The organism is Pseudomonas sp. HPB0071 (assembly GCF_000478505.2).
GTDB classification, from domain to species: Bacteria; Pseudomonadota; Gammaproteobacteria; order Pseudomonadales; family Pseudomonadaceae; genus Chryseomonas; species Chryseomonas luteola.
The window spans coordinates 38,853-64,771 of record NZ_KI517369.1; the positions used below are offsets into that span (position 1 = coordinate 38,853).

A 25,919-nucleotide genomic window follows, 5' to 3' on the forward strand; every position below is an offset into this window, starting at 1 on the left:
TACCGAATCAGGCGACGTAGCGAGGCGTCAGAACTTGATGGGGGCGGTTGCGCCAGAGGTCGAAGCCGTCGAGTAGCCAATTGAGTTCCTGAGCGGTCAGGATAATGGCCTCGTCAGTGGGGTCAGGCGATGTTTTGAAACGCTCCGAGTCGAGACGCTTGAGCCAAAGACAGAAGCCGTTTCGCTCCCAGTACAGAATCTTCACGCGGTTGCGCGTTTTGTTGAGAAACACGAAGAGCACGGGGTCGAACACCGCCACTTTGATGTCCAGTTCGACCAGCGCGGCCAGACCGTCAATGGACTTTCGGAAGTCGACTGGCTTGGGGTAAAGGTAGACTTTTTCGACTTTGGCGTCGGGACGCATCATGGCGTGCGGGCTCCAGAAATAAATCGGGAGCACAGCATCGGGGATCAGCTAACCGCTTTGAATGTGTGGTTCATGGAGCGCTTACGAAGCTTTAGCCGTTCTGTTCAGACCTGTTCCGTAGAAGGCGTGAGTGCTAACCCCGCTATCCATGCCACCAGTCCTAAGGCCAGTGCCAGGCCCGAGATCCAATACGAGCCAAGACCGACTTCAGCAAGCTGGCTGGCAAACAACGGACTGATGATGCCAATGGAAATGCCCGCTACGCCTACTTTGCGTAGGTCGCGAGAGAGTGCGATACGCTTGCTTAATGATAGACCCATAAGTCGTTATCCTTTGCGCTAGGGTTTGACGCAGATGCTGGGTTTATCTTTGACCAGCCGCTTGATGCTATCTCTGCGCTTTTTGAGTTCACTAAGCCTCCATCGCTCCTGCATCCCCTCGGTAAGGCAATACCAGGGATGTCTTGCGTCTTCCATCAGTGCCTGATCAGAACACTGGATGTCGACTGCTCTTAGGTATTGAGTTGTACCCTGAGAAACAACAACACGCCATGGTAGAGCGTTGTACAAGGTATCTATAGGCAAAGGGAATGGGTTGTCACTGATTGCACCATTAATAACGGGGCCTGACCATTCCATTATCAATTTTGCACCATAGTGCTCGTATTGCTGGCTTGCTAGCAGTTCGCCAACAATGCCTGCGTTCAAGCCTGAATCGGATAAATGAGGTGCATGGTCTGCCGGCTTGAACTGCTGGGAGGCAATAATACTTCGCGCCCTTTCAATCGAGGTCACATGAAATAGCATTATCGTGGGGTATGACATGCGTAGGGTCATTTTCGTACTTTAAACACCTGTTGTTTAGCACAAAACCCCCGCGCGCGAGCTATTTCAAAACTCGTATAAAAGGATGTGCAGGATGAACCAGAATCTATAGCGGGTAAGGCAGTAGTATTGAAGTCTGGCCACTTTGTACATTCTATACATCCATAATACCAGCCGTACATCTTATACATCAAAAAAATCCCTCCCCAACCAGCCACCCCTAAAGAAGGAAAGATCAAGGAAAAGAAAAGGAAAAAAGGAAGGAAAAAGGCTCGTAAGGGGGTGCGTCAGAAAGAGGCTAATGAGATATAGGTTTATGCGGGCTGGTATTACAATGTACAGAATGTACTTTCTCAAAAGACATCGGAACGATCGATGTACAGACTGTACATCGTAGTCTGGTTCTTCGCTCGTTCCCTCCAGCCTACCCGCTACCCCTACAAAACGTGTTCAGGGTCGCCTAGATATTGGCAATATTGAAGTCTATAGAGGATGCACTCCCCTGCTGCCATTGCATATAAAACCAATGGAGATAAGCCGCCTATCAAGATAAGGCAAAGGAAAGGCTTCCTTTTCCCCCTTTCAACCCCACTACCACTGCTACACCGGTCAAGCTCTGCTCGTGATTTATCTTCATTAGGAAGCAACAATTTGTATTTGCTGGCAAAGAGCTGCTCATTCCCATTGAGGATGGGACAACTCACAGCCGACGCGATTTTTTGTAAGCAGAAAATAAGTCCAGCTCAATTCGGTACGCACTGCGTTCCAAATTGAAAATTCCTGATAAGAAACTTGCAGCTTATGCTCGTCAAAGTCCTTGGCAAATACGCGTGGAGCGACTTGGCCAGGATCGAATTCAATAATGTGCAGGCCAATTTCCCAACAGGTTTGTAACGGACCTAATTCCTTATTCTTCACCTCTGATCTGGCTTGGCGAATCAAAGACATCCTCTGGCAGGGTTGAAATGAATAGCCTTACATGGCGAAGCGGCGAAGGACTGTTCATGACTTCAAACATGTACTGCCGGTAACGTCTGGGCAGTTGTTTGGAGAAGCGTTTGGCTGCCTCAGCTACCGCCCGGTCTGTACCATGTATTTCCGCTATGAGTGCCAGTGACAGGACTGCATCAATAAATCGCAAAGTGTCTTCCGTCCTCCAGGATAGATGTCCAGATTATCGTAGGTAGTATAACAAATGAGGCATCAAGCGTTTAATTCAGATCTATCAATCGTTGTCAAGACAAATAAGTAGGGTCAATCCGGCTACTCCCTACCCGCGCGGGTAGCAACCACGGCCCTAGCTCGCCTATAACCTGCGTTAAAGTCTTCTGGCACATAACTTCAGTTGCCGACGTGGGAGATCCTCGTGCTTTAGGGTCGCTCATTGTAGGCCTTGTTTCTGACAGCTGATCTGTATCTCCATGCCAGGAGGCACCATGACATCGAAATCCGAAGGCCACGTTTCTTTTCTTGCAAAGAGCCGAGAGCAACACCTGGGCACTACACAGGCGCCCTCCCCTCTTCTGGAGATAAAGAAAGATTCCATTTCGCTTAACCAGGTCATTGATTTGGATCCGGATCTCATCGATGAATGGGAGCTGGTCGATCGACCAGTAGAAGAGTTTGGAGACCTGTCCGAACTCATGAATAGCATCGGCCATCATGGGCAATCCATCCCGATTCTGGTTCGTCAGGCCCCTGCAGGACGCTTCGAGCTGATCTACGGGCGCAGACGCTTGAAAATATGTAAGGACCTTGGAATACAGGTGAAGGCCTTTGTACGCGACCTGAATGATCAGGATGCGTATCAGCAGATGGTGATCGAGAACGAACACCGCCAGGATATCTCCAGTTGGGCCAAAGCCCTCAGTTACAAAAAGGTATTGGATAGAGGTATCTTTCCCAGCCAGGCCTCGCTGGCTATTCATCTGGGGATTGATCGTTCGGCACTCACCAATATTCTTGTCTATACCCGAATTCCTGAGCCTGTCTCCCAGGCCATTGGTACGTTTACAAAGGTTGGCATTCATACAGCTCGTGCTCTATTGAGCCTGTCAGAAGACAAGAACAATTATGAGCCCCTCATTGCGCTTGCCCCAAAAATCGCCTCAGGTGAGATGGGTGCGAAGAAACTGGTGAGAGCCGTTGCCAAAGCCCGTAATCCGTATACTCGAAACACCGGATCGGCTGTTTTTTTTAATGAGACAGGAAGCAAAATATTTTCGCTCAGGCGAACAACCAAGGGAGCCGTGCAGATCTTGTTTCCAAGCGATGTGGTCTCCAGATTTTCCGAAGATGAACTAAAACAGCGGTTAGCCTCGGCGCTGATGTAACGTGCCACTCAAATGGATCGCCGGTGTTTTATAGCTAAAACATCGGCGCTTTAGGGGGAGGCGTTAGATCGTGTTAGCACAGTACGTACTGCTTTAAGCTTTTCCTTTAGAGAACCCTTTGTAGGTTAAAGAGCGGTTAAAGATGGTTAAAGAACGGTTAAGGCCTGTGATTAAATGCTTTAAGTTACTGATTTCAAACAATATTTTTGGATGAGGCTGTACCTCAATTTGAGGTATCCATTCCTCAAAATGAGGTATATCCGCCTCAAAATGAGGTATTTGTTCCTCAAAATGAGGTACGTGGCGGGCCTGTTTTAGCTCCTTTTTTCCTAAATCCTTGATTTTCAAGGCTTACAGAGAGGAAAAATGCTGCCAAATGCCACTTTTGAGCAGACCTGAAAATGAGGTAGCACGACCTGAAAATGAGGTATCTGATCTCAATATGAGGTATAAAACAAACTTAAGTTACTGATATATATGTATTTATTGGTTTATGACCATAGTAGATTTTCGCGTCTTGCTAGCCCCTCTTCTTGCACCTAAAAATGAGGTACGCCTGAAAATCAAATCGACTTAGGTCTCCCCTCCCCTTTCAGGCTGTCATCGAGCTGTGATTTCAAATCTGTTCTTACCTTGCCCTTTTCCATCCGTTTTCTTCCCTACCTCATTTTTAGGTCAGTGGTAGAAGGCGGTGCACTACAAACGTGCATACCTCATTTTTAGGTCGAAGACCTCTTTTTAAGGATTTTCGCTGCTTTTAATACAACCACGCATAAGCGCGAAGCCAATACCTCATTTTTAGGCGGAGAACTTTTGTTTTAACCATTGGCAGAGAAATACCTCATTTTCAGGTGCAGCAGGTAGAGCTGTTGTGTCTCCCCACAAGGTCTTTCTAATAGCTGCTCTAAACGGCTCGTCCATACCTCATTTTTAGGTAGGAGGGCCCGCCCTTTGGTGATATCTATCCCAGGGTTGGCTAGCGGTATCGGTGATAAAGCGACAAAACCTAAAAATGAGGTAGAGGCTCTTTTTGGCTATACCTCATTTTCAGGTGCTGATACACAGGCAAAAAAGCGGCTACAACGCCGCCTGATCTACAACGAGGGAAGTAGCTAAACCGTAGCAGCGCCCTTTGCCTTGACCACAGTGACCATTCCCTTGGCGTCAATCTTCATCTCCTTGAGAAAGCCAACTTCTATCAGTTCCTCAAGGGCATCCTTGACCATCTGCTTGGCCTTGGACTTTTGCGCTGCACTGCTCCCAGATACCTCAAGCAGCATCTCAAAGTGCAGCGGATACGGGTCCCTGTGGGAGTTGTAAAAGCCGTGCAGCCACTTTGCCAATGGCCCCAGGTTCAACCGTTGCTGCCATTCCAGTCGGGTACTGTAGGCACCGTCTATACCAAACAGCACGCCCATCTCCGGTTCGATTTCGACGGACCAGACATCTGAAACCTCGTTGTCAGGGGTCTGATAGATAAAGCTTCTAACCAGCGACATCCCTTTACCTGATTTGAGCCGCGTGGATTCGATCCGGACAGTGGTAGCGGAGAGTCGATCCAGGATTTCGATCAGGCGCTGCGTATAGTACTTACCGTATCCCCAGCCAAGCGCCTTCTTGATTTCGGAAAAGGTAAACTCGATCGGTTTGCCCAGCTCCTTTCCTCTGCTCATGTGCAGGATCTGAAGCCATACGTCCAGATCATCCTGACGCAGCTCCTCACCCTTATAGAACACAGCCGTCTGTCCATAGGAGAGAATCTGGTTGGAGATATAGACTCTGGGGTGCTTTTTATTGCGCGCAGTAAACAGCGCGGTACGTAGGATTTCATTTGGAGCACTGCGTAGGGGCTCTGCCCAAAGCGGTAGCTGCAACGATTTCTGTGCCTCGACCGCCTCAGCTCTGGCCTTGATATTGGCCAGGCCCCTGCCTCGCTTTTTGCCCTCCTCAGTCATCTACGCCTCCAGTGCTAGCTGCTCGAGGAATGCCTTAAGCTTTTCTTCCTTCTCGGGACTGTACGTCTGGCTGTCCAAGCGTACCTGCAGGTACTTGTCCTTGCGCTCGAATACCGCAACAGGCTTGTGACCTACAATGATCTCTTCCTTTTCTGCGGCGGGCTTTTGAGGTTTCTGAGCCAGTTTTTTGGTCAGAAACGCTGAGAGGTTGGGTACTTTCTTTTCATCACTGATCATGTCCCGCACCCCCACAATCAGCGCCTTTTCAATTTCAGCCTTGGACACACCTTCGTCGGACAGTGTACCGATGGTTTTGGCAACAGTGGCAGCCGAAAGCGCAGAGACTAATCTGGGTTTGGTCTTGAGAAGATCAATAACAGGCTTGGGAAGCTTTTCAAACGCCTTGATCCGATAGAAATGGGCACGGCTCATTTCAAGCAGTGATGCGACCTGCTTGGCGGTAGAAAAGGCGCCTTCAAAGCGATCAAGCGAGAGATAGATTTCCAGGTCGCTAAGATTTTTGCGGTGGATATTTTCTGCCAGTGCCTGGACAGCAGATTCGGCGTCAGAGATCTGTACTATTTCTGCATCAATGGTTTTAAGGCCCAGCTTCTTATGGGCGAGAAGCCGGCACTCACCTGCAACCAGCTCGTACCCGGTGGGCACGGGGCGAACCTTGATGACCTCGATTAGGCCATTTTCTTCAATGGATCGAGCCAGCTCTTCAATATAGGTCTCATCGAATTCCAGGCGGGGCTGATAAGGGCTAGAGGTGATCTGATCAACCTCAATAGACCTGATAGTACGGCCCGACAGGGGATTGCCTACAAGCTGCTTTTGCTGATGCTCCTGGAAATTGGCTGAGAAAGCATTTTGGACCATGAAAGCATTCAAGCGCCCCGGCTTGGCATTACCGGCCTTGGCCTCGGTCGGCTTCTGTTCCTTTTGCTTATTTTGTGCGGGCATCATGCATACTCCTTGGTTACAACACTATCAATATGCTCAGCCAGTTCCTTGTACTGCTTTGCAATGTGGTTGTTCTTGTCGATGAGGCGCAGCGGTACCTTGACGGCAGCTGACTGGTTGATCTTTGAGGATGTCCCGATCTTGATCGGGATGACTTTGCCAAACATCTTGGCTGCATCTTCTTCGTTCTGGCGACACAGGCTTAACCTGTCGTCATGCCAGATAAGCAGGGCGCCCAAGAATTCGAGCGTGGGATTAATCAGCTTGATCTGCCCTACCCGCTTGTTAAGGTCACTTAGCCCATAGGCTCCATAAGGCGCACCTGATTCCAGCGGGACTAGATAATGAGTCGATGCAGCCAACGCATTCATGGTGAGAATCTGTAGCGAAGGAGGGCAGTCGATAATGATGTAGTCGACGTGCTCCAGCAGCGGCTCAAGCCGGGCCCGCAACACCTCATTCGGACGTGGATGACTATTCTTAAGCGTGTCCCCAATAGTCTCTAATCCCATTGACCCATAGATCAGCGCTACGCCTTCAACGCGAGTATCGGTATGAATGAAAGCCTGAAGTGGGAGCTCAAGATTTAGCAGCATCTCAGCGGCCGTATAGCGTATCTCGGCTGGGTGGTTCATTCCGATATGCAGGCTTGAGTTGGCCTGTGGATCCATGTCGATAACCAGAACGGTCTTACCCATCTGGGCTAGATTATCGGCCAGGTTTATACAGGTCGTTGTTTTGCCACACCCGCCCTTGTGATTGGCTACAGCAATTACGGTCGCTTTTGATGAATCCATCGTCTTCCATCCCCCCTTCGCTTCAGAATGAAGCTGAAAATAGGTGTCTCATGATGAGACATTTATGCCTTTCTCATAGGCCTAAGCGGCTTAAGTATACTTATGATCAGCTAAAAAATTTAGGCGATGTGGTATTTTTTAGAGCAGATCGTTTATTGCGGGCGGGTTGAGTATCGTTTTCCGCCTTGGCATGCAAGTGTTTCATGATGAGACACTTGCATGGTTCCTAGTCCCCTTACGCCTAATCTCGTATTTGGCGTAGCCACCGCAGCTCTGTTCCTTCCATCCTGGGGTCAGGTCTATATGAAGTCTAAGTGTCTCATCATGAGACACATGAACGACTGTAGAAAACCTCACATATGTAGTAGCTAGGCTGCGCTCTCAATTATGCTCAAGGGGAATGACATCGTTGGTGTCTCATGATGAGACACTCTGTGTAAAGGCCGCTAAAACTACAAGGCTTACGATGTGATGCTTAATTCTTCTATTGGTATCAATACTAGAATACTTTTGGAAATTTCTGAGGCAGCCTTGTGAGATTTTAGAAGTCTCGCTGCTGAGTTGAAGAAATGAAGGGCATAGCTATGATAGTAACGGACTATCATGAGTCCGATTCTTATAGGTCGGGTGGTATCCTCGGTGCTCTAAAAAGACAGGTATCCCGCTGATAGGCGCTTCTGCCCGAGCGCAGAAATAATCCTGGCTGCGTTGATATCGCGGTCGTAACCGATACTGTACTTGCTGCAAACCTATTCTCTTATAGACGCTCTTTGACCCCTGTCGGGATGCCGCCAGCTGAGCATGTAAAGTGGTGTATGCCTCGGCTATTTCCTTGAAAACAATACCTGCGTGAGCGCACTTGCATTCCAGCATTGTCCAGCCAGCATCCAGCACTGACTTGGCATCTTGGTTTTGGCGAGTTTCGAAGGGCTTACGTCGCCCACGATGATGGTGCCGTAGCTGTTTACCAACTTGCGGCTGAACTGGTGCAGCGCATTATTGCGTCGGGTGGTGATCCTGGCGTGAATAGTATGGATACGTTTCCTGTTTTGGCTGTGTTGGGCGAGGCAAGCTTTGGCCCTAGATCACACTAGAACTGCCGATTCTCAAGGTTGCTGCCATCGCTGAATTTTCGCAATCTGTTTAAGACCAAGGTCGACGCCTACCTAACCCTGTCCAAGCCCTGGCTTGCTATCGGCATCAACCACTACATTGAAGTACCAGCGTTCGCGGGCGTCCTAAAGGAGCGAGGCAGAGCGGAATTTGTATCCTGCCAGACCGTGGCTGTCCCACTCCTTGAAACAGCGGCCTTTGTGTTTGACCTGCTCACTCTCTCCGCTTTACGCTCCGGAAATGGGACTTCGAGTAGGCACATTAAGCACTTGCGCTCTGAGCCAATCGCCACCGCCTGTCAACATGATGCCCTATGGAGCCTCGGCTATTTTGCAGGCACTGGGGAGGCGCCGGTTTTCAGCAGTAAAGGCAATGATGTGAGCAGCAGACGAGACCACTGTAGGAAGGCTAGGCGTCATCTTGAAAGCGAGGCCAAACGCCATTTGTGAGAAAGATGCTGGTGGCTAGCACTTGATCTAAAAAGTGTCTCAGGATGAGACACTTTAATTCATCGAAGGAGATTTGCCGTATCGCTTAAAGATAAAGGCTGTGGCGATTAATCAACTGCTTCTGGTCATGAAAGATCATGAAGGGAAACAAAGCTCCAAAGATATGTTCTTGATCAGCTGCAGACACCCAACTGGCGTCACCATCAAGTGTTTCTAGCATAGCGCGCATCACATTATCGATGAGGTGAGTATCGGTACAGGGTTTGACTTCAACCATTAGCGCTTCGACAGCCTGTGCCAGCTCTAGATGATTAGGATAGTTTGCGCTGAGATTTAATTTTGCGCAGATATAGCTGGGATGTCCACGCTGTGCTGGCAAGAGGATCAGTAGTGTCCCATACAAGGCAGATAATTGGCCCGCATCGAAATAGGCTCGATCGCTAACCCAGCTACTGTTAAAAAACGCCTGCAAGATACTCACCGTTGCGACAAGACCAATCTCTCTATAGCGGTGATTGTCGAGCAAGGCCGTATGCTGCACCGTTTTAAATGCTTCGGGCCCGCTGTAATAGGAAACAGTTTCCTTAAAGTTCAGATAGGTTTTGATTGGGCTAAAACAGGCTCTTCGCCATTTCAGGCTTCGCTTCGCATGCCAATGCCCTGCAGCGGGAAGCAGAGACTGTGTCAACCAGCGATAGCATTCCTGGCAGGACCAGGTAACGTTGTCAGAAGAGGAATGGTAGCTGGACGCGTTCCAAAGTATCGCTATCTCATGGTCATCACACAGCTCATCAACGGACTCTCCAAATAACATGGCCCTGTACCCTGAGGGAGAGTAGGGCATTATCCGGTTAAAGGCCCTGTGAAATATATGCCATGTGGTGTTGCCGTTGTCTGTGTCATGAGCATTAGCGAAGCTTATGAGTACATCCCATACGTCCTTCTCAACAACGCATAGTACAAACTGGGTGCCATGTCTTTGCACCACGGGGAAATTGTTTGCTTTCAACTCAGCTTCAAGGTTGCGAAGAGAATTGAGATAGGTATCAGAAAGTCGATCAGCTACCCCTACTATCTCTTGAAGCACCTGATCTGAAACATGAAACTGACAATTGTTGAGATCAACAATGTGCTTGAACTGACCCAGCCCGTAGGTCCCTCGGTAAAAGGGTCTCGTCTTGGTAGAGACCGGCTCGCCATTGTTACCCAAGAAATGAGTAAGAAGCCATTTTTGATCAAGAACTACTGTCACGCCTCCGGTACTAGGGAGCTTAATGGAGACTGCAGCTGAGCCTGGATACTGATCGGGTGCTGGGAGAAACGACGACAGATCTATAAAGGGTTGCTTGATAGACCAGTGCTTTTCATCAGAATAGTGTGTCTCAAGCTCGCTCGATTTTAGGTTAGCGTGAACTAGATAATCATTTGCCAGATTTGCAATTTCAGGCCTTGGATCTGTGATGGCTTTTAGAAGTTTTTCTGCGAAGCCCACCTTTGCCATCCAGGCGTTACCAAATTGCTGACTATCTGCTCCAGGGAAAAACTTCAATAGTACGTCAGGTGCATCCTGAAGTCTTTCTGTAAGGTGTTCGGCCGTCCAGATATCACCCTCGATGCCTTTTCCATGAAGTTTCCGATTAGCCTCTAGCCAGTAATCAGAAAGCGATTGGAGACCGTCTTGCGCCAGTATTAGGATATATTTACGGGCACGATTCGCCCACTCGCCTGCTAAAAAAGTGTCAACCGCAGACAGAAGCTCTTTACCTGAAAAATTACGTCTGCATTTACATTCAAAAACATGAAGCTGATCCGGACGGCTACGCTCAAAGGCAAAGAGATCAATACCCTGTTGAGATTTAGCTCCCATCGGCCCTAGGCGCTGACAGCCAACCAGATCGTGATCTCTTCTCAAAAGCCACCAGCAGAACTGCTCAAACTGCTCGAAGGACATGTCTTTGAAGCCCAGCGTATGTGCGCCGGTAGGCAGAGTGGTGTTTTGTCTGCTAACAGGAGCCTCTTCAGTTAGGTGCTCCTCCCAGGCTTGAGGGAATATATGGGTTTCTATGCTCATTTGGAAAACCGGTCAGAGACAGTTGGAAAGGGCCACAACATCTTAGGCTGAGGGTTTTATAGGTTCGCTACTGCTTCTCGAGGTTATCTCCTCGTAAAGCGGATAGTAGTGCTATACGACAACACGTCGGTTGCGTACCTGTAGTTGCAGGTATGCAAGTAGTAGGCATATGCCCAAGCGCATCCTTTGCCTTGATTATCTCGTTTAATCTGAAGTGTGCAGAATGCTTTTGTAGAGGAGCCATTTATGGTCACTATAGCTCAATCCAAGATGACTATGCCCACCGAGGGCGAGGTAAGGGCGGCCGTGCAGGGTCATCATGCCTTGGCGCCCTACCTGGCAATCCAGTTCGAGACGCAACACATTCAGATCTTTGATGATCAGAAACAGGCGCATCAGGTCGAGCTGCCTACTTCGGCGCTGCGCCTGCTGGTAGACATTCTGGCAGAACTCGCTGATGGAAACGCCGTGAAGGTGGTACCTGTTCATGCGGAAATGACAACTCAAGAGGCTGCGGATCTACTTAATGTGTCCCGCCCTCATTTAGTCAAGCTGCTTGAAGAGGGCGTCTTAGCCTATCATCGGACCGGCAAGCACCGTAGGGTGAGGTTTGCCGACCTGATGCACTACAAGGAAACGCGTGAGCGTGCCAGTGAGCAGGCGATGGCCGAACTTGCCCAGCAGTCCCAAAAGCTAGGCATGGGTTAAGAATGAGGCATTCCCCCTTTACAGCTGTTTACGACGCATGTGCTTTGTACCCGGCGCCACTTCGAGATTTTCTTATGCGGCTAGGTTTGTCTGGCCAGTTTCGGACCCGAGGGAGCCAGGCGATTCATAAAGGCCAGTCAGACAGAGATCGACAAGGTGACAGCCAATCTGGCCGCCGCTGGCTATGGACCATAGGATATGCAGCTGGCCAGCGAGCGTCTGCAGCGCTTCGCCCATTTACTGACACAGGTTTGACCAGAAGTAGCCGCTGCTAAAGGTAAAATTTTGGTGTGTCTCATCATGAGACGCCCTAACGCTTAATAGGGATGAAAACTTCATTTAGAGGTCGAAGCATCTAGCTGGACTTTAACAGTACGTTATGCCACCAGATTGACCATAGCGGGGGATTTCTCTAATTGAGCGCTGCCTTCGTTGGCAGTCCGAGGCCCTAAATAGTCCCTAAAAAGTCCTTGTATTCTGTAATCAGAATGGCATAATCAGTTTAACAACTAACCCTCATGATCGGTGTGGCTTGACCATCTGATTTGAGGGGGAAAAAGCCGGCTTTAGCCGGTTTTTTCGTTTATGGAGTATGAACATGCCGGGATTGCTTCCTCCCTCAGGGCCTCTACGTACTCGGGTTTATGTTGATGGCTATAATTTTTATTATGGCTGCCTGAAGGGTACGGCTTATAAGTGGCTTGACCTGCTTGCCCTTTTCGAAAAGCAAATCTTGCCGTCTGCTTTGCTCAAGAATGAGTCTGGTAACACACCTTACGGCTCTCTTCTTGTTAACCCAGGCCTTAAATTTTTTACTGCCAAAATTCTTGAAAAGGTTGCCAAGACGCCAGACTCTGTTTCTTCTCAGGCCAGATATCATACAGCCCTGGCGAAATACTATAAGGAGAGGGTAGAGGTAATAGAAGGCTACTATGCAGTCAACAAGATGAAGGTTCGTATTGTTGATGCCGAAAATCCTGATCAGCCTCCTCGGCATTGCCAGGAAATCCAGGCCTGGAAAGTAGAAGAGAAGCAGAGCGATGTGAATCTTGCGCTTCATGCCTACCACGATGCACTGACAGGCGTCATTGACCATGCGGTTATTGTCACCAACGACACGGATATTGTCCCTGCCTTAAGAATGATCCGAGAACATACCGACGTAAAGATAGGAGTCGTCGTTCCCACTTCGGACCATCAGCGAATCCCCAATACGAGTCTGGCAGAGCTAGCGCACTGGGTCAGAACTCATATTACGCATGCTGAGCTGGCAGCGTGCCAGTTACCTCGGGTCATTCAAGGCCGTAGACCTACCATCAAGCCTGAGTCATGGTATGCCCGTCCTGACCTGTTACGGCAGGTATTGAATTTAGCCATTCCAATCAGGGGAGGTGAAGGCAATGCGTTCAAGTGGATGAACAGCCCTAATGAATACCTAGACGGAAATTGCCCGATAGATCTGGTAGATACTGAGGAAGGGGCTAAACAGGTCTTAGATTACATTTACGGCTGGATTGCCCTGCAGAAAGAAAAACCTCTTTAGAGCTTGGCCGCAGGATAAAAATGCATGGCCAAGCTGAGCTATGATTACGCTGGTTTGATGTAGGCAAGGATGTTTTACAGATGGCGGTGCTTTTTCCCAAGCCAGGTTGCCTAGTTTTTGATCTGGAAGTCATACCCAGTCAGGATGGAAAGCCTGAGCAGATATACAAGCTCGGAGCACTTCGAGCAGATACCGGTAGTACAATTGAGCTGGATGTACGGCAGGATCCACGCCCTGCACTAGAGCAGCTTGATGTCCTAGGCGATGGCGCCGAATTTGTGCTTGGTCACAACATTGTTGAGCACGATCTCCGCATACTTAAGGCTACTCAGCTTTCACTCAGACTGCTGGATCTGCCTTCTATAGACACATTGCACCTGTCGCCTATTACCTTTCCGCAAAATCCATATCACCGGCTGATCAAGGACTACAAGCTGGTACGCGATAGCCTGAATTCGCCCCTCTCGGATTGCCGGTCAACTCTGACCTTGTTTCAGGATCAGCAGGAGGCACTAGAGCGTCTCAAAACTCTAAATCCAAAGGAGCTGCTGTGCTATCAGATCCTGCTAGGAGACGAGCAAGGCGCCTTAGGGCAGCTCTTCCAGGCGATTACTGGAGATAGGCCTTTACCCCTTACCGAACTTCAAACGCTACTTCCAGATCTGCTGCGTGAAAACGATCCAACGCTTGAGCGCGACCTCAAGGTTTGCGGGACTCGACTGAAGCGCTTGATCAGTACAGAGCTTGGGGATCCAACACTTCGCTGGCCTTTGGCCTACGCGCTCGCCTGGCTTCGTGTGTCGGGTGGCAACTCGGCACTGGCTCCTTGGGTACGTCATCAGTTTCCTCGTGTCCGTGAGCTTATCCATGAGCTTAGGGACATCCCTTGTAGCCACGAGGATTGCCTGTATTGCAAGACGACTCTTGACTGCTCCACGAGGATTCCCAATTCACTGCGAACAGGACACAGGTACTTGACCTCTGCCGCTTACATTCGCTCCAGGGGCTAACACGGCCAGCCCGCGGCCGCTTTGATATTAAGTGCGGCATTCACGTCGCGGTCATGCTCTGCCTTGCATTGAGGGCAAACCCAAGAGCGGACACTAAGCGGCATCAGGTCCATCACAAACCCACAGCCAGAACAACGCTTTGAGCTGGGAAACCAGCGGTCTATGGCGACCACTTGCCAGCCTGCCCAGGCGCCCTTGTATTGCAGCTGGCGGACCAGTTCACCCCAACCCGCGTCGGCGATGGCTTTGCTCAGTCTGGGATTTCTGATCATGTTTTTTACAGTAAGGTTTTCAACACAGACCACTTGGTTTTCGTTAATCAGTCTGCGTGACAGCTTGTGCAAGCCGTCGAGTCGGCAATCGGAGATCCTGGCGTGAATCCTCGCAACCTTCTGGCGGGCCCTGGCTCGATTGGCAGAGCCAAACTCCTTACGGCTCAGACGGCGTTGTGCCAGTGCCAGCCGGGAGGCATATTTAGCGGTATGGCGAGCATTGGCAACCGGCTCGCCTTCGGAGGGTACAAACAGCTCTTTCAAGCCCATGTCGATACCGATCATTTTCAGCGTAACGGGCAAGGCTTGAGGTTCGAATTCACACAGGCACGAGACGAAGTAGCGCCCGGCTGCATCCCTTGAAACCGTCACGGTAGAAGGGGCAGACGGCAGGGCACGACTCCATCTGATCGCCAATGGCTCGGTGCTCTTGGCCAAGTATAATTTGCCATCCTGATACTTGAATGCTGATGCCGTAAACTCTGCCGATTGATGGTTTCGCTTTTTCTTGAATACCGGGTACCTGGCTCGTCCTTCAAAAAAGTTCTTGAACGCAGTCTGCTGGTGGCGCAGGGACTGTTGAAGAGGGACGCAGGAAACCTCATTCAGGAATGCCAGTTCCGGCTGTTTCTTGAGTGCGGTCAGATAGGCACTAGCCGCAGAGTAGCCGATTTTCTGCTGCTCCTTATGGAGCGCATCGGTGCGCCAGCGCAGCAGGGTGTTATAGACCAAACGTACGCAGCCAAACGTCTTTGCAAGCAGCTCTGCCTGTTCAGGCGTTGGGTAGAACCGGTATCTGTAGGCGCGTTAGTCATGCTTTACAACATACAAAACTTGATGTGAGATAGAAATTGATCATCAGCAGGAAGCGATAAAAGGGCACGCTTTGCGCGCCGCGCTATCCCTCCCCGCACTAGAAGTACGGGGTATCTGGCGCAAGACTGATGACCTGTCCATGTCGCGCCAGCAACAGCAGCTCCTCATGGCCTGGGACAGGCAGTATCCCGTTACCGCCTGGGAAAAGGAGCGGGACAACCGTATTGCTGCAGTGATGGGCCACCACAATCCGTTCGTAACCGGTGAGCGCCAGTGAACCCTGGGGTACAAGCCGGTAGGGGAGGGGATCGTCAATCCGATTCCGGCACGAAATCAGAAATCTGCCCAGTCGGCTACTACTAGCAGCTCTGTATCGTCTGAAACCATTATTGGTAACAAGAACAGTCATATCTATCACCTGCCTCAGGGATGCCCAAGCTATACCAAGGTCTTGACCAAGAATCAGGTACCGTTCAGCTCCGAGGCTGAGGCGCAGGCGGCCGGGTACCGTAAGGCAGGAAACTGTAAGTAACAAAGCATCGATCCATACGGGCAAAGAAGGCCCTTATGGCAATGATCGCTATGGCAGGCATTGTCTTTCAGGCTCAAGCGCAGGGGCACTGCAAGGAGCCCTGTGTCACGTCTGACCTTGACGCGAAACTCAATAGAACCTCGACATCATGCACAAGATTGAATCAGGCGGCTTTGATGACGGACTTGTACCCAGAGAAGAGCTAAGCAAGAGTTTAAGGCAAAGCCAACGAGCATGGTTGAAGTTTAGAGACGCCAATTGCGAGGCCTATTACACCTTGATGAGTGGAGGCCTATCGCGCAATGAAGATCGGGAGGTGTGTCTAGGCGAGATGACGTCCGAGAGGACTCGGTTTCTTGAGAAGATCTATCTCCAAGGCAAGCTGTTTGATGAAGAGTAGAGCCTTTATCTAAAGGCTATTGGATAGAGCTAGATGAAGTTTCTCAGTCATTGCCAGAGCCAACCCTGCGCGGGCTACATGTTTTGGCTATAGGCCAACCAGCCATGCCTTTACTTCACCCTCAGGGAGCTGAGGCAGGAAAGCCGTGATCACAAGAGCCGCTACGTAGAGCCTTGATCGTGTCCAATTAATTTGTTTGGACAACCTGTAACTACGCTGATACCGGCCAAAAGCGGACACTGGCACGTAATTTAGTCGGGGCTCAAGGAGGACCGCCGATACCACCGCTGTACACAGCCCGCTTACCGGTGCCGGATCTCGCCAACGTCACTTATCGGATCTAGTTTCGCTCAGGATTCTCGCAGCATCCCGCGCTGGGGGCAGGCCAAATACCCGTGCATAATCCCGCGTGAATTGCGTGGCGCTTTCATAGCCCACCTCAAACGCGGCGGCCGTGACGCTTTTAGCATTGGCGACCATGAGCGTTCGGGCCTGGAGCAGGCGAACCCGTTTCTGGTACTGCAATGGGCTTAGCGTAGTGACGGCTTTGAAATGCCGGTGAAACGCCGAGACGCTCATGGCCGCTTTTTGCGCCAGGCTTTCCACTCTGATGGGTTCAGCAAAGTCGCGTCGAATCCACTGAATGGCCAGGTTCACGCGTGCCATAGCGGTATCTGGTGCGGCGATCTCTCGCAACATCCAGCCATGCGGGCCTTGTAAAACGCGAAATAGTATTTCGCGCTCGTACGCAGGAGCGAGCGCAGCAATAGCATCTGGGTTGCCCATGAGCCGAAGCATGCGCACCCAGGCATCCATCAGTTCTGGCGTGACGGCCGCCACCGAAAAGCCGGGGTCGTTTTCATACCGCCCTATAGGTTTCGGAAGGTCAGCCAGCAAAGTAGCGAGCACTGTCGGGTCTAGCGTTAGGCTAACGGCTAGATAGGGTTCGCCGGTTTCAGCGGCGTGGACAGCCCCTACTGCAGGCAAGTCGATAGACATGACGAAGTACGTCGCAGGGTCATACCGAAGGGTGCGGTCGCCCACCGTCATCGTTTTGCTGCCTTGCAGAATCAGGTTGACCATCGGGTCGTAGACGGCTGCCAGCATGTGCTCGGGAATCTTGCCCTGAACCATGGCCACTCGAGGGATGCCTGTCTCGGTGCGGCGATTTTCGGCCTTGGCCGTTAAGGTGCGCAGTTCATTCAGTTGATTTTTCATGATGGAAATATTGACCGTTAACCGATGAGCCACACAAGGGAAAAGCAGAAACAGGCAAGTTTGAGGTAGGAACGGCTACGCCAGCGTGGTGGTGCGTCGCTACTGTGGTGACTCATTTCAACGACAGCGGAGCATCACATGAGCGTTATCGTTATCACCGGCGGCAGCCGTGGGATCGGTGCCACTACGGCACGGCACATTGCCCAGCGAGGCACGGGTGTCATCCTGACCTACAACAGCAATGCTCAAGCGGCGGCAGAAGTCGTAGGCAGTATCGAGCAAGCCGGCGGTAAAGCCGCTGCGCTCGAACTCGATGTCGGCCAAGTGAGCAGTTTCGAAGCGTTTCGAGAAGCGGTCGTGATGACCTTAAGGGGCGTCTGGGGCATCAGCACGCTTGCTGGCTTGGTCAACAATGCGGGGTATGGCCTGTTCAACCCATTGCAGACGGTCAGCGAAGCACAGTTCGACGGTTTGTTCAATGTTCACCTGAAAGGTCCGTTCTTCCTGACCCAGGCACTTCTGCCGTTGCTGGAAGAAAACGCCAGTATCGTCAACCTGACCAGCGCCACCACCCGAGTGGCCACTGCCGGGGTGGCGCCATATGCGGCGTTTAAAGGTGGGCTGGAGGTGCTTACGCGCTATATGGCCAAGGAGTTCGGTGATCGGCGTATACGGGCCAACGCAGTTTCACCTGGAGCAATCCGGACCGAATTGGGCGGGGGGCTCAACGATGAGTTCGAAGCACTGCTGGCAGCGCAAACGGCGCTGGGCAGGGTGGGCGAGCCTGAAGATGTGGCGCGCGTCATTGCCATGCTGTTGTCCGAAGACGGCGCATGGATCAATGCCCAGACCATCGAAGTGGCGGGCGGCTACACCATTTGAACAAGCGAGGGCTTTGACATGCTGGATCATATCTTTCTGTCGGTCAGTGACATCAAACGCTCCATCCGCTTCTACGAAGAGGCCCTGACGCCGCTAGGCATTACCGCGCGTCTGGACTACGACGGCAAGGATGGTCCGCCAGGCCATCCTGATCTCAAAGGCTTCGGCGCCAATGGCCGGATGTTCTTCTGGCTGCGCGAGGGTGTGGTCGAGGGGCGAGCGGCTCATGTAGGTTTCGTGGCAAGCAGCAAGGCCGAAGTAGAGGCCGCCTATGCTGCCGCGATGAGTCAGGGCGCTGTCGACAATGGCGCGCCGGGTGCCCGGCTGCATTACGACCCGAATTACTATGCTGCGAACGTGCTGGACCCGGATGGTTACAGTGTGGAGTTCGTCTACAAAAGTTGGCAGCACGCGCAATGAAGACATTAATGATCTATGGCGCGACGGGTTACACCGGGCGAATGGCCGCCGAGCGCGCGAAAGGGCTCGGTCTCAATATCGAAATAGCCGGGCGTAATAATGATCGGCTCGCGCATCTGGCGGCGCAGCTGAATGTCCCTTACCGCGTATTTGCAGCAGAGGCTCAGGCCGCAGAGGCGCTGGATGGCGTAGGCGTGTTGTTGAACTTTGCTGGCCCCTTCGCGCAAACCGCCGAGCATCTGATGCGAGCGTGCATTAAGGCTGGCGTCGACTACCTGGACATCACGGCCGAGATCAATGTCTATCGTCTTGCAGAACGGCTGGGTGCTCAAGCTGCCGAGGCGGGCGTGATGCTTCTGCCTGGTGTCGGCTGGGACGTTGTCCCCACGGACTGCCTGGCCATGCATGTGGCTCAGCGGGTAGCGAGCCCCCGCGCGCTGAGCATTGCGTTACAGGTGCCTGGGTCCATGTCGCGTGGTTCGGCGATGAGTGTCAGCGAAATCATCGGAGCAGGTCTGCTTGCGCGGATCAACGGTGAGCTGCTTGCAACGCCTGATGCACAGCCACGACAGTTTGATTTCGGTGAAGGACCCGTGACGTGTCAACCGTTGTCTTTCGGTGATCTGGTGACGGGTTGGCATTCGACAGGCATTCCAAACATCGCGATGTTCGTGCATATCTCAGGCGACGCCTTTCCCGAGGGCGACGTATCACAACTGCCTGATGGTCCCAGTGCCTATGAGCGGGACGCCCATCGGGCTCGCGCGGTGGCAGAAGTCATAGCATCGGATGGAAGCATTGCACGATCCATGATCGAGACGGTTAACGGTTACTCCTACACGCCATTGGCTGCCATCGAAGCGGCGCGCCGTGTGTTGAGCGGTGAGCGCAAGCCGGGTTTTGAAACGCCTGCACGCATTTTCGGTGGTGGATTTGCCGAGAGCATTGCCGGAACGACCATCACTGATCGCTGAGTTCCCATGGGAAGTGGCAATGCGGCGTTGCTCAGGGGTTCGTAGCGCTGTCGCTAGCCTCGAATTCAAGGGAAATCAGCTTGCCGGCAAGCTGCGCCGCTTCCACCAAGCGCATGGAAGACATGCCACTGCATGCCGCCGCCGACAGGCCCCGCAGGGTGATAAGCACGTAGTCAGCCAGGACCTGAGCGGCGTCCGGGCGAACCTGGTCAAGGTAACGGCGGACGGCCTGGATTCCGGCGTCGCTCAGTTTCTCGGCCATGTTGCGGGCGGTAGGATCGTCCGCCCGCATGCCCTCGGTGATCAGGCAGCCACGCAAAGTCCGGTCTCGTCCGTACTGGCGAGCAGCGGCAACCAGCAGTGCGGTCAGCGCTTCTGCGGGTGGTCGACCCGATCCCAGCAGCTTGTCCATAGGCAGCGCGTTTTCATCGGCGTAGCGATGCATCGCACGCTCGAACAGCTCGGCCTTGCTGCCATAAGCGGCGTAAAAGCTCGGCGGCTTGATGTTCATGGCCTCTGTCAGGTCGGTCAGGCTGACTGCATCGAAGCCGCGCTGATGAAACAGCGCCTGTGCGATGGCTATTCCTTGCTCGCGGTCGAAGGCGGGGCGGCGCTGACGGGGTTTTTCGTTCATGGCGATCTCGTACAGTCGATGTGATTAATGTAGCGATCACTAAAAGAGATTTCAATCAAGGATTGCTAGGCAAGTTTTGTAGCAGTCACTAAATAAGTTGCGCCTGGTTATTTACCTATGTAGTGTTCACTATATATTCACTCTCACAGGTATTTCTCATGCTTTTTGAAAACAAGGTGGTTCTGGTCACTGGCGGTTCTTCGGGCCTCGGCTTCGCCATTGCTGAAGCGTTCGCCAGTCAGGGCGCCAGGCTGGTCATCACCGGGCGTCACCAGCTTCCGCTCGACGAAGCCGTTAAAAAGCTCGGGGACAACGCCTCCGCCGTCTGCGCGGACATTTCGAACCCTGCCGAGCTGGCCGAGCTGTTCAGCCACATCAGCGCGGTGCATGGCCGGGTCGATGTGTTGATCGCCAATGCCGGGACGGGTGAAATCGAGCCCTTGGGCGCGATCACCGAAGCAGGCTTTGATCGGCTCTTTACGACCAATGTCAAAGGCACAACCTTTACCGTTCAAGGCGCGCTGCCGTTGATGGGTAAGGGGAGCAGCGTTGTCATCATTGGCTCTACCGCCTCGATAAACCCCGGTCCTGGTTTGAGTGTCTACGGAGCCACCAAGGCCGCGCTCCGCTCGCTGGTGCGCAGCTGGATTCTGGATGTCAAAGGCTCTGGTGTACGCATCAACCTGCTCAGCCCCGGCCCCGTGGACACCCCGTCTCTGCGCAATGTGCTTGGTGAGAATGCTCAGGAGGTGATCAATGCACTCAGCGAGAAGAGCACTCTCGGTCGGATCGGCCAGGCACACGAGATCGGTCAGGCTGCGCTCTTCCTGGCGAGCGATGCATCGAGCTATGTCAATGGGACTGAGTTGTTTGCTGACGGTGGTGCATCTCAGGTTTAAAAGGAGCACAGAGTGACCTTGCTCTGCCAATGGCGTGCTCTACCATCTTGTCAATCATTCGACGTTTTATGGAGATACTTAATGAGCAACTTCGTTGGGTCGGTAATCGATCATGTAGGACTCGGTGTTTCAGATATCTCGCATGCTAAAGCCTTTTACGAAGCCGCGCTCAGGCCACTTGGGATTGAGTTGCTGATGACTATCGAGGCCAATCCACCGGGTTCGGCACCTCGACGACTGGGGTTCGGCTCTGAAGGAAAACCGTTTTTTTGGTTGCATGCTGCGCCTGTCCCCAGTCACGGGGCGCACATGGCTCTGATTGCGCAGAGTCGTGAGGCAGTCGAGGCGTTCTATGCGGTCGCCATAGCAGCTGGCGGAAAGGATAATGGAGCGCCTGGCATCCGACCCCATTACCACTCCAATTATTACGCGGCGTATTTACTAGGCCCTGACGGAGTGAACCTGGAGGCTGTTTGCCAAGTTGCACCTTGATCTTCGAGGTTCACATCAGCACCATTTGGGAGCTGCTACGACATTCATCCCAAATGCGCTCCATTCATCCGGGCCGGAACAGCAAGAGCAGATCCAGGAATGTCTGTAGCAACTAATCATCCTCCAAGTTTACGACTGCTTTTGGCCGATTGTTGTCGAACGCCAGACGAGGCTAGCTGGGAAATCTTTATACAAACGGACTAATCGCTTGAATGGCCTGCATCAAAACGCCCGCGGGCTGTGCGAAAGTTCTCCGCGTTTTCAATCAGCCAGGCCCACAGCGGCACCATCCTCGCCAGAAAGCTCTTACCGATTGGCGTAAGACAATATTCGACCCTCGGCGGCACTTCGTTGTAGTCAAACCGCGAGATCAGACCATCACGCTCCAGCTGCCTAAGGCTGCGCGTCAGCATGCGTTGCGTAACACCCTCCAAGCGGCGGGCTATCTCGGCGTGACGCAATGTTCCCGCTACCCCTAGCACGTGCACGATTCCCAACGACCATCGATTGCCAGCGTGCGTCAGTACTTCGCGCTTGAGGCTGTCATCCTCGGCGCTGAGCGCGTCGCACGCGGCCTGGGAGTGTCGAATCACCTCTTCTTCGGTCATGCCGTCATGCAGTATCACGCGTGTGCCTTCTTCTGAATGTGGGTCAAGAGTGACAGGATAAACGTCACATTCACTCACTTATGGAGATCGCGATGCAACCGCTCAACCCTGCTGAAACTCGAAATGTACTGGTACTCGGCACTGGCGAGCTTGGCAAATCGGTACTTAAGTCGCTAGTCACTCTCACGGCCATGAAAGTTTCGGTGATGCTGAGGCCGGTTTATGAGAACAGCCATGACACGGACAAAGTTGAGCTGGCCGAATGGCTCGAAAAACTTGGCATCGAAATCATTTACGGGGACGCAGCTGACGACTCAACCGAAGCCCTTGCAAGTCAGTTCAGCCGATTCGATACGCTGGTCAGTTGCCTTGGTTTCGCTGCAGGGCCAGGCATTCAGGTAAAGCTCACGGAGGCCGCCTTGCAGTCGAGCCTCGTGCGCTACATTCCGTGGCAATTTGGTGTGGACTACGACGTGATCGGCTATGGAAGCCCGCAGCCGCTCTTCGATGAGCAATTGGATGTGCGCCAGATGCTTCGCGCCCAGACCCGGCTGCAATGGCAGATTATTTCCACCGGCATGTTCACGAGTTTTCTCTTTGAGCCTGCCTTGGGCGTAGTCGATATTGAGAACAGCACCGTACGTGCACTTGGTGATTGGGAGACGGCTGTCACGGTGACCACCCCTGAAGACATCGGACGGCTGACCGCGCGTATCGTGGCCGAGCCGGTGGGCGACCCGATTATCTTCTGTGCAGGCGATACTGTTACTTACAGGCAACTCGCCAACACTGTCGAAAACCTCGTAGGACGTACGATGCGGCGTGAGCAGTGGTCAGTGCCTTACCTAAGAACTGAGCTTGCCAACAACCCAAGTGATGCAATGCGCAAATACCGAGCCGTATTCGCAGAGGGCAGGGGCGTGGCTTGGAAAAAGGAGCACACCTACAACGCGGCCCACGGCACTCAAACATCGACGATCGCGCAATGGGCTCAGCAAAATCTTTAGTCATGCCGCATACAGTGCTGAGTCTATTTTCCGGCATTGAGCGGCCGGCTTCTAGCCGAATGCGGACGGCCATGAGCGGCAGTTATTGGCCGGTAGATACCTCACTAGATTGATTCCTGTCAGGCCGTAGCGCGACATGTGTTCAACCTTGATCTATAAGGGCATAGGGCGAAAACACAGTATCGGTCGAGTAGGCGAGTCCTGTTCAATTCAATCTAGCGGACATCATCAGTTTTGCGCGAGATACCCCGTACTTCTAGTGCGGGAAGGGATAGCGCGGTGCGCAAAGCGTGCCCTTTTATCGCTTCCTGCTGATGACCAATTTCTATCTCACATCAAGTTTTGTATGTTGTAAGGCATGACTAAACGCGCCTACAGATACCGGTTCTACCCAACGCCTGAACAAGCAGAGCTGCTTGCAAAGACGTTTGGCTGCGTGCGTTTGGTCTATAACACCCTGCTGCGCTGGCGAACCGATGCGTTCCATAAGGAACAGCAGAAAATCGGCTACTCCGCGGCTAGTGCCTACCTGACTGCACTCAAGAAACAGCCAGAACTGGCGTTCCTGAATGAGGTTTCCTGCGTTCCTCTTCAACAATCCCTGCGCCACCAACAGAGTGCGTTCAAGAACTTTTTTGAAGGGCGGGCCAGGTACCCTACCTTCAAGAAAAAGCGAAACCATCAATCGGCTGAATTCACCGCCTCAGCATTCAAGTACCGGGACGGCGAGCTGTTTCTGGCGAAAAGCAGCGAGCCGCTGAATATCCGCTGGAGTCGTGCCCTTCCGTCTGCCCCTTCTACCATAACGGTTTCAAGGGATGCAGCTGGGCGATACTTCGTATCGTGCCTGTGTGAATTTGAGCCACAAGTCTTGCCGGTCACGCCGAAAATCATCGGCATCGACATGGGCTTGAAAGAGCTGTTTGTACCCTCCGAAGGCGAGCCGGTTGCCAATGCTCGCCATACAGCCAAATACGCCTCCCGGCTGGCATTGGCGCAGCGCCGTCTGAGCCGTAAAAAGCTTGGCTCTGCCAATCGAGCCAAGGCCCGCCAGAAGGTTGCGAGGATTCACGCCAGGATCGCTGATTGCCGACTCGACGGCTTGCACAAGCTGTCACGCAGACTGATTAACGAAAACCAAGTGGTCTGTGTCGAAAACCTTACTGTAAAAAACATGATCAGAAATCCCAGACTGAGCAAAGCCATCGCCGACGCGGGTTGGGGTGAACTGGTCCGTCAGCTGCAATACAAGGGCGCCTGGGCAGGCAGGCAAGTGGTCGCCATAGACCGCTGGTTTCCCAGCTCAAAGCGTTGTTCTGGCTGTGGGTTTGTAATGGACCTGATGCCGCTTAGTGTCCGCTCGTGGGTTTGCCCTCAATGCAAGGCAGAACATGACCGCGACGTGAATGCCGCACTTAATATCAAAGCGGCCGGGCTGGCCGTGTTAGCCCTTGGAGCGAATGTAAGCGGCAGAGGTCAAGAGCCTGTGTCCTGTTCGCAGTGAATTGGGAATCCCCGTCCTTCAGGGCGGGGAGCAGTCAAATTGAAGTCAGGGCTCAATAGCTGAAGTAAATCTTTGTAGCTGACGCTGCGTCATGATTTCTAAATCGTTACCCGTGCTTCCTGATACCTCGATTGCTACATAGGCCAATGCCTGTATGCGCCAGAAGGGTACCTGCATGTCCTCGGCAACCCGCTTGCAGGTCTCATCATCGTTGAGGGCTAGTTGCGCGGCTTCCATCAACTCTGCAACCAGCTTTTCGTCCATCTTAGCAATAGTGTCCTTAATCGACATGCTGTGACTCCTGGTTGGCGCTACTGTGAGCATCGCGAAAGGAAAGGTAGGCTTCAAGAAGGCTTTGTGTCTCTTCTCCGGGTGCATGCTCGATAAGGTTTTGAAGCTGTTGAATACTTAACTGTTCGAGTGGCGCGCCCTTGAATAGACCCTGAAGGATTGTTCCCCTGATCTCTCCGTGCGGCTATTTATCGAGACGCAAACCCACTCCGTCTCTAGAAGGGCAGATTCAGGGGTCGCTCCATGCTTTTTGAGAAGTACCAAGACCCGCTCCTGCTTGCGCCGAAGGGGTTCTATATAAGAGATGGATGAACGCCAAAGGTTGGCCAACTCGGTCTGTGATGGGCCTGTAAATATGCTAAAGGATGTACACCTTATATGCTGCTACAGCTCAGTAAGCTTCAAAAGCCGCCTGTCCCACAAAAGCTGATTATTAGCACAGTAACAGTAAGCTTTGCTGTCTACTTTCCACTCCTCCGAAGACATTTTTAATGTTCAATTCGCCAAAAAAAGGGTCGTTTGCCAAGCGGATGTACCTGCCGCGACTGATTGGATCAGGCGTCGGTTTTTGGGCGATAGCTCCGGCTTTGACACCTTTATCAGTACCGGCATGGGTATGGGCACTGTTAGTGTTCAATGCTTACATCTGGCCGCACCTTGCATTTCTTTTGGCGAGCCGCGTTGATGTGCCCTACGTTGTTGAACGACGCAACCTGTTGATCGAGGCTTGGTGGGTGGATTTTGGGTTGCGGCGATGGGACTTAACGCCTTACCAACCACCATGATGATATCGATGTACTGTATGAACTCTATTGCCGTAGGAGGGCCGAGGTT

General features: G+C 52.3%; 27 protein-coding genes and 2 pseudogenes. 15 read left to right on the plus strand and 14 right to left on the minus strand.

Features of this window, described 5'->3' with window-relative positions:
- Positions 1-7: 7 nt before the first annotated feature.
- From tnpB to HMPREF1487_RS23040, 4 genes are all read right to left on the minus strand, one after another.
- Positions 8-367, minus strand: a complete 360-nt coding sequence (gene tnpB, locus HMPREF1487_RS23025) for an IS66 family insertion sequence element accessory protein TnpB (protein WP_010799174.1) — start codon at positions 365-367, stop codon at positions 8-10.
- A gap of 104 nt (positions 368-471) precedes the next feature.
- The gene (locus HMPREF1487_RS23030) at positions 472-687 is read right to left on the minus strand and encodes a hypothetical protein (RefSeq protein WP_010799175.1); all 216 of its coding nucleotides are present in this window, start codon (positions 685-687) and stop codon (positions 472-474) included.
- Between the two features lie 18 nt (positions 688-705).
- Complete coding sequence (locus HMPREF1487_RS23035; protein ID WP_154982407.1) at positions 706-1,161, minus strand: hypothetical protein; 456 nt, start codon at positions 1,159-1,161, stop codon at positions 706-708.
- Between the two features lie 705 nt (positions 1,162-1,866).
- A complete protein-coding gene (locus tag HMPREF1487_RS23040; protein WP_010799177.1) occupies positions 1,867-2,133 on the minus strand; it encodes a DUF1016 N-terminal domain-containing protein in 267 nt (88 codons plus the stop codon).
- A 494-nt stretch (positions 2,134-2,627) separates the two neighbouring features.
- Here HMPREF1487_RS23040 and HMPREF1487_RS23050 point away from each other — a divergent pair, with 494 nt between their 5' ends.
- Positions 2,628-3,524 (plus strand): ParB/RepB/Spo0J family partition protein, encoded by an 897-nt coding sequence (locus tag HMPREF1487_RS23050; RefSeq protein ID WP_010799178.1) that lies wholly within the window; start codon positions 2,628-2,630, stop codon positions 3,522-3,524.
- 93 nt (positions 3,525-3,617) lie between these two features.
- On the opposite strand, the gene HMPREF1487_RS27495 is transcribed toward HMPREF1487_RS23050, so the two are convergent.
- From HMPREF1487_RS27495 to HMPREF1487_RS23075, 5 genes are all read right to left on the minus strand, one after another.
- Positions 3,618-3,872 carry a hypothetical protein gene (locus HMPREF1487_RS27495; RefSeq protein WP_154982408.1) on the minus strand — a complete coding sequence of 85 codons (255 nt, stop codon included), beginning with the start codon at positions 3,870-3,872 and terminating at the stop codon, positions 3,618-3,620.
- Between the two features lie 764 nt (positions 3,873-4,636).
- Positions 4,637-5,479: a plasmid replication initiator TrfA gene (trfA, locus tag HMPREF1487_RS23055; RefSeq protein WP_010799179.1), complete on the minus strand. Its 843-nt coding sequence runs from the start codon at positions 5,477-5,479 to the stop codon at positions 4,637-4,639.
- On the minus strand, positions 5,480-6,448 hold the full coding sequence (locus tag HMPREF1487_RS26440) for a ParB/RepB/Spo0J family partition protein (RefSeq protein WP_010799180.1): 969 nt from the start codon (positions 6,446-6,448) through the stop codon (positions 5,480-5,482). It abuts the gene before it with no gap.
- Positions 6,445-7,242 carry a ParA family protein gene (locus HMPREF1487_RS23065; protein ID WP_010799181.1) on the minus strand — a complete coding sequence of 266 codons (798 nt, stop codon included), beginning with the start codon at positions 7,240-7,242 and terminating at the stop codon, positions 6,445-6,447. Before HMPREF1487_RS23065 ends, HMPREF1487_RS26440 begins: the two co-directional genes overlap by 4 nt.
- A 1,647-nt stretch (positions 7,243-8,889) precedes the next feature.
- Positions 8,890-10,875 (minus strand): hypothetical protein, encoded by a 1,986-nt coding sequence (locus HMPREF1487_RS23075; protein ID WP_010799182.1) that lies wholly within the window; start codon positions 10,873-10,875, stop codon positions 8,890-8,892.
- Positions 10,876-11,121: 246 nt separating this feature from the next.
- Here HMPREF1487_RS23075 and HMPREF1487_RS23080 point away from each other — a divergent pair, with 246 nt between their 5' ends.
- The 4 genes and pseudogenes from HMPREF1487_RS23080 to HMPREF1487_RS23090 all read left to right on the plus strand — a co-directional run bounded on the left by HMPREF1487_RS23080 (position 11,122) and on the right by HMPREF1487_RS23090 (position 14,136).
- Positions 11,122-11,583, plus strand: a complete 462-nt coding sequence (locus tag HMPREF1487_RS23080; protein WP_010799183.1) for a helix-turn-helix domain-containing protein — start codon at positions 11,122-11,124, stop codon at positions 11,581-11,583.
- A gap of 2 nt (positions 11,584-11,585) precedes the next feature.
- Positions 11,586-11,714: pseudogene (locus HMPREF1487_RS28110) on the plus strand (PIN domain-containing protein); the annotation flags it as partial.
- Positions 11,715-12,181: 467 nt separating this feature from the next.
- Complete coding sequence (locus HMPREF1487_RS23085; protein WP_010799184.1) at positions 12,182-13,126, plus strand: antitoxin Xre/MbcA/ParS toxin-binding domain-containing protein; 945 nt, start codon at positions 12,182-12,184, stop codon at positions 13,124-13,126.
- An 80-nt stretch (positions 13,127-13,206) separates the two neighbouring features.
- On the plus strand, positions 13,207-14,136 hold the full coding sequence (locus tag HMPREF1487_RS23090) for a 3'-5' exonuclease family protein (RefSeq protein ID WP_010799185.1): 930 nt from the start codon (positions 13,207-13,209) through the stop codon (positions 14,134-14,136).
- Here HMPREF1487_RS23090 and HMPREF1487_RS23095 read toward each other — a convergent pair.
- Complete coding sequence (locus HMPREF1487_RS23095; protein WP_154982409.1) at positions 14,133-15,170, minus strand: RNA-guided endonuclease InsQ/TnpB family protein; 1,038 nt, start codon at positions 15,168-15,170, stop codon at positions 14,133-14,135. The genes HMPREF1487_RS23090 and HMPREF1487_RS23095 overlap by 4 nt on opposite strands.
- Positions 15,171-15,315: 145 nt before the next feature.
- On the opposite strand from HMPREF1487_RS23095, the pseudogene HMPREF1487_RS27010 reads away from it, so the two are divergent.
- Positions 15,316-15,756: pseudogene (locus HMPREF1487_RS27010) on the plus strand (endonuclease); the annotation flags it as partial.
- A gap of 148 nt (positions 15,757-15,904) precedes the next feature.
- Positions 15,905-16,156, plus strand: coding sequence for a lysozyme inhibitor LprI family protein (locus HMPREF1487_RS28595; RefSeq protein WP_010799188.1), 252 nt, complete (start codon positions 15,905-15,907; stop codon positions 16,154-16,156).
- Positions 16,157-16,483: 327 nt separating this feature from the next.
- Here the strand turns inward: HMPREF1487_RS28595 and HMPREF1487_RS23110 are convergent, their stop codons facing one another.
- Entirely contained in the window at positions 16,484-17,374 is an 891-nt protein-coding gene (locus HMPREF1487_RS23110; protein ID WP_010799189.1) for an AraC family transcriptional regulator, read from the minus strand.
- Between the two features lie 138 nt (positions 17,375-17,512).
- Between HMPREF1487_RS23110 and HMPREF1487_RS23115 the strand changes: the two genes are divergently transcribed.
- The 3 genes from HMPREF1487_RS23115 to HMPREF1487_RS23125 are packed head-to-tail and all read left to right on the plus strand — an operon-like array spanning position 17,513 to position 19,650.
- Entirely contained in the window at positions 17,513-18,256 is a 744-nt protein-coding gene (locus tag HMPREF1487_RS23115; protein ID WP_010799190.1) for an SDR family NAD(P)-dependent oxidoreductase, read from the plus strand.
- A gap of 18 nt (positions 18,257-18,274) precedes the next feature.
- Positions 18,275-18,676, plus strand: coding sequence for a VOC family protein (locus HMPREF1487_RS23120; RefSeq protein ID WP_010799191.1), 402 nt, complete (start codon positions 18,275-18,277; stop codon positions 18,674-18,676).
- A complete protein-coding gene (locus HMPREF1487_RS23125; RefSeq protein ID WP_010799192.1) occupies positions 18,673-19,650 on the plus strand; it encodes a saccharopine dehydrogenase family protein in 978 nt (325 codons plus the stop codon). Before HMPREF1487_RS23120 ends, HMPREF1487_RS23125 begins: the two co-directional genes overlap by 4 nt.
- A gap of 31 nt (positions 19,651-19,681) precedes the next feature.
- On the opposite strand, the gene HMPREF1487_RS23130 is transcribed toward HMPREF1487_RS23125, so the two are convergent.
- Positions 19,682-20,284, minus strand: a complete 603-nt coding sequence (locus HMPREF1487_RS23130; RefSeq protein ID WP_010799193.1) for a TetR/AcrR family transcriptional regulator — start codon at positions 20,282-20,284, stop codon at positions 19,682-19,684.
- 158 nt (positions 20,285-20,442) lie between these two features.
- Here HMPREF1487_RS23130 and HMPREF1487_RS23135 point away from each other — a divergent pair, with 158 nt between their 5' ends.
- Both HMPREF1487_RS23135 and HMPREF1487_RS23140 read left to right on the plus strand, forming a co-directional pair.
- Positions 20,443-21,183: an SDR family NAD(P)-dependent oxidoreductase gene (locus HMPREF1487_RS23135; protein WP_010799194.1), complete on the plus strand. Its 741-nt coding sequence runs from the start codon at positions 20,443-20,445 to the stop codon at positions 21,181-21,183.
- 81 nt (positions 21,184-21,264) lie between these two features.
- Entirely contained in the window at positions 21,265-21,675 is a 411-nt protein-coding gene (locus HMPREF1487_RS23140) for a VOC family protein (protein WP_010799195.1), read from the plus strand.
- Between the two features lie 200 nt (positions 21,676-21,875).
- Here HMPREF1487_RS23140 and HMPREF1487_RS23145 read toward each other — a convergent pair whose 3' ends face one another.
- Positions 21,876-22,283, minus strand: a complete 408-nt coding sequence (locus tag HMPREF1487_RS23145; protein ID WP_037031270.1) for a winged helix-turn-helix transcriptional regulator — start codon at positions 22,281-22,283, stop codon at positions 21,876-21,878.
- A gap of 92 nt (positions 22,284-22,375) precedes the next feature.
- On the opposite strand from HMPREF1487_RS23145, the gene HMPREF1487_RS23150 reads away from it, so the two are divergent.
- Together HMPREF1487_RS23150 and HMPREF1487_RS23155 are read left to right on the plus strand one after the other, a co-directional pair.
- The gene (locus tag HMPREF1487_RS23150) at positions 22,376-23,290 is read left to right on the plus strand and encodes an aromatic alcohol reductase (RefSeq protein WP_010799197.1); all 915 of its coding nucleotides are present in this window, start codon (positions 22,376-22,378) and stop codon (positions 23,288-23,290) included.
- Between the two features lie 358 nt (positions 23,291-23,648).
- Entirely contained in the window at positions 23,649-24,794 is a 1,146-nt protein-coding gene (locus tag HMPREF1487_RS23155; protein ID WP_010799198.1) for an RNA-guided endonuclease InsQ/TnpB family protein, read from the plus strand.
- Positions 24,795-24,839: 45 nt separating this feature from the next.
- On the opposite strand, the gene HMPREF1487_RS23160 is transcribed toward HMPREF1487_RS23155, so the two are convergent.
- The gene (locus tag HMPREF1487_RS23160; protein ID WP_010799199.1) at positions 24,840-25,085 is read right to left on the minus strand and encodes a hypothetical protein; all 246 of its coding nucleotides are present in this window, start codon (positions 25,083-25,085) and stop codon (positions 24,840-24,842) included.
- 491 nt (positions 25,086-25,576) lie between these two features.
- Between HMPREF1487_RS23160 and HMPREF1487_RS28115 the strand changes: the two genes are divergently transcribed.
- The gene (locus tag HMPREF1487_RS28115) at positions 25,577-25,870 is read left to right on the plus strand and encodes an MASE2 domain-containing protein (RefSeq protein ID WP_010799200.1); all 294 of its coding nucleotides are present in this window, start codon (positions 25,577-25,579) and stop codon (positions 25,868-25,870) included.
- Positions 25,871-25,919: the final 49 nt, after the last annotated feature.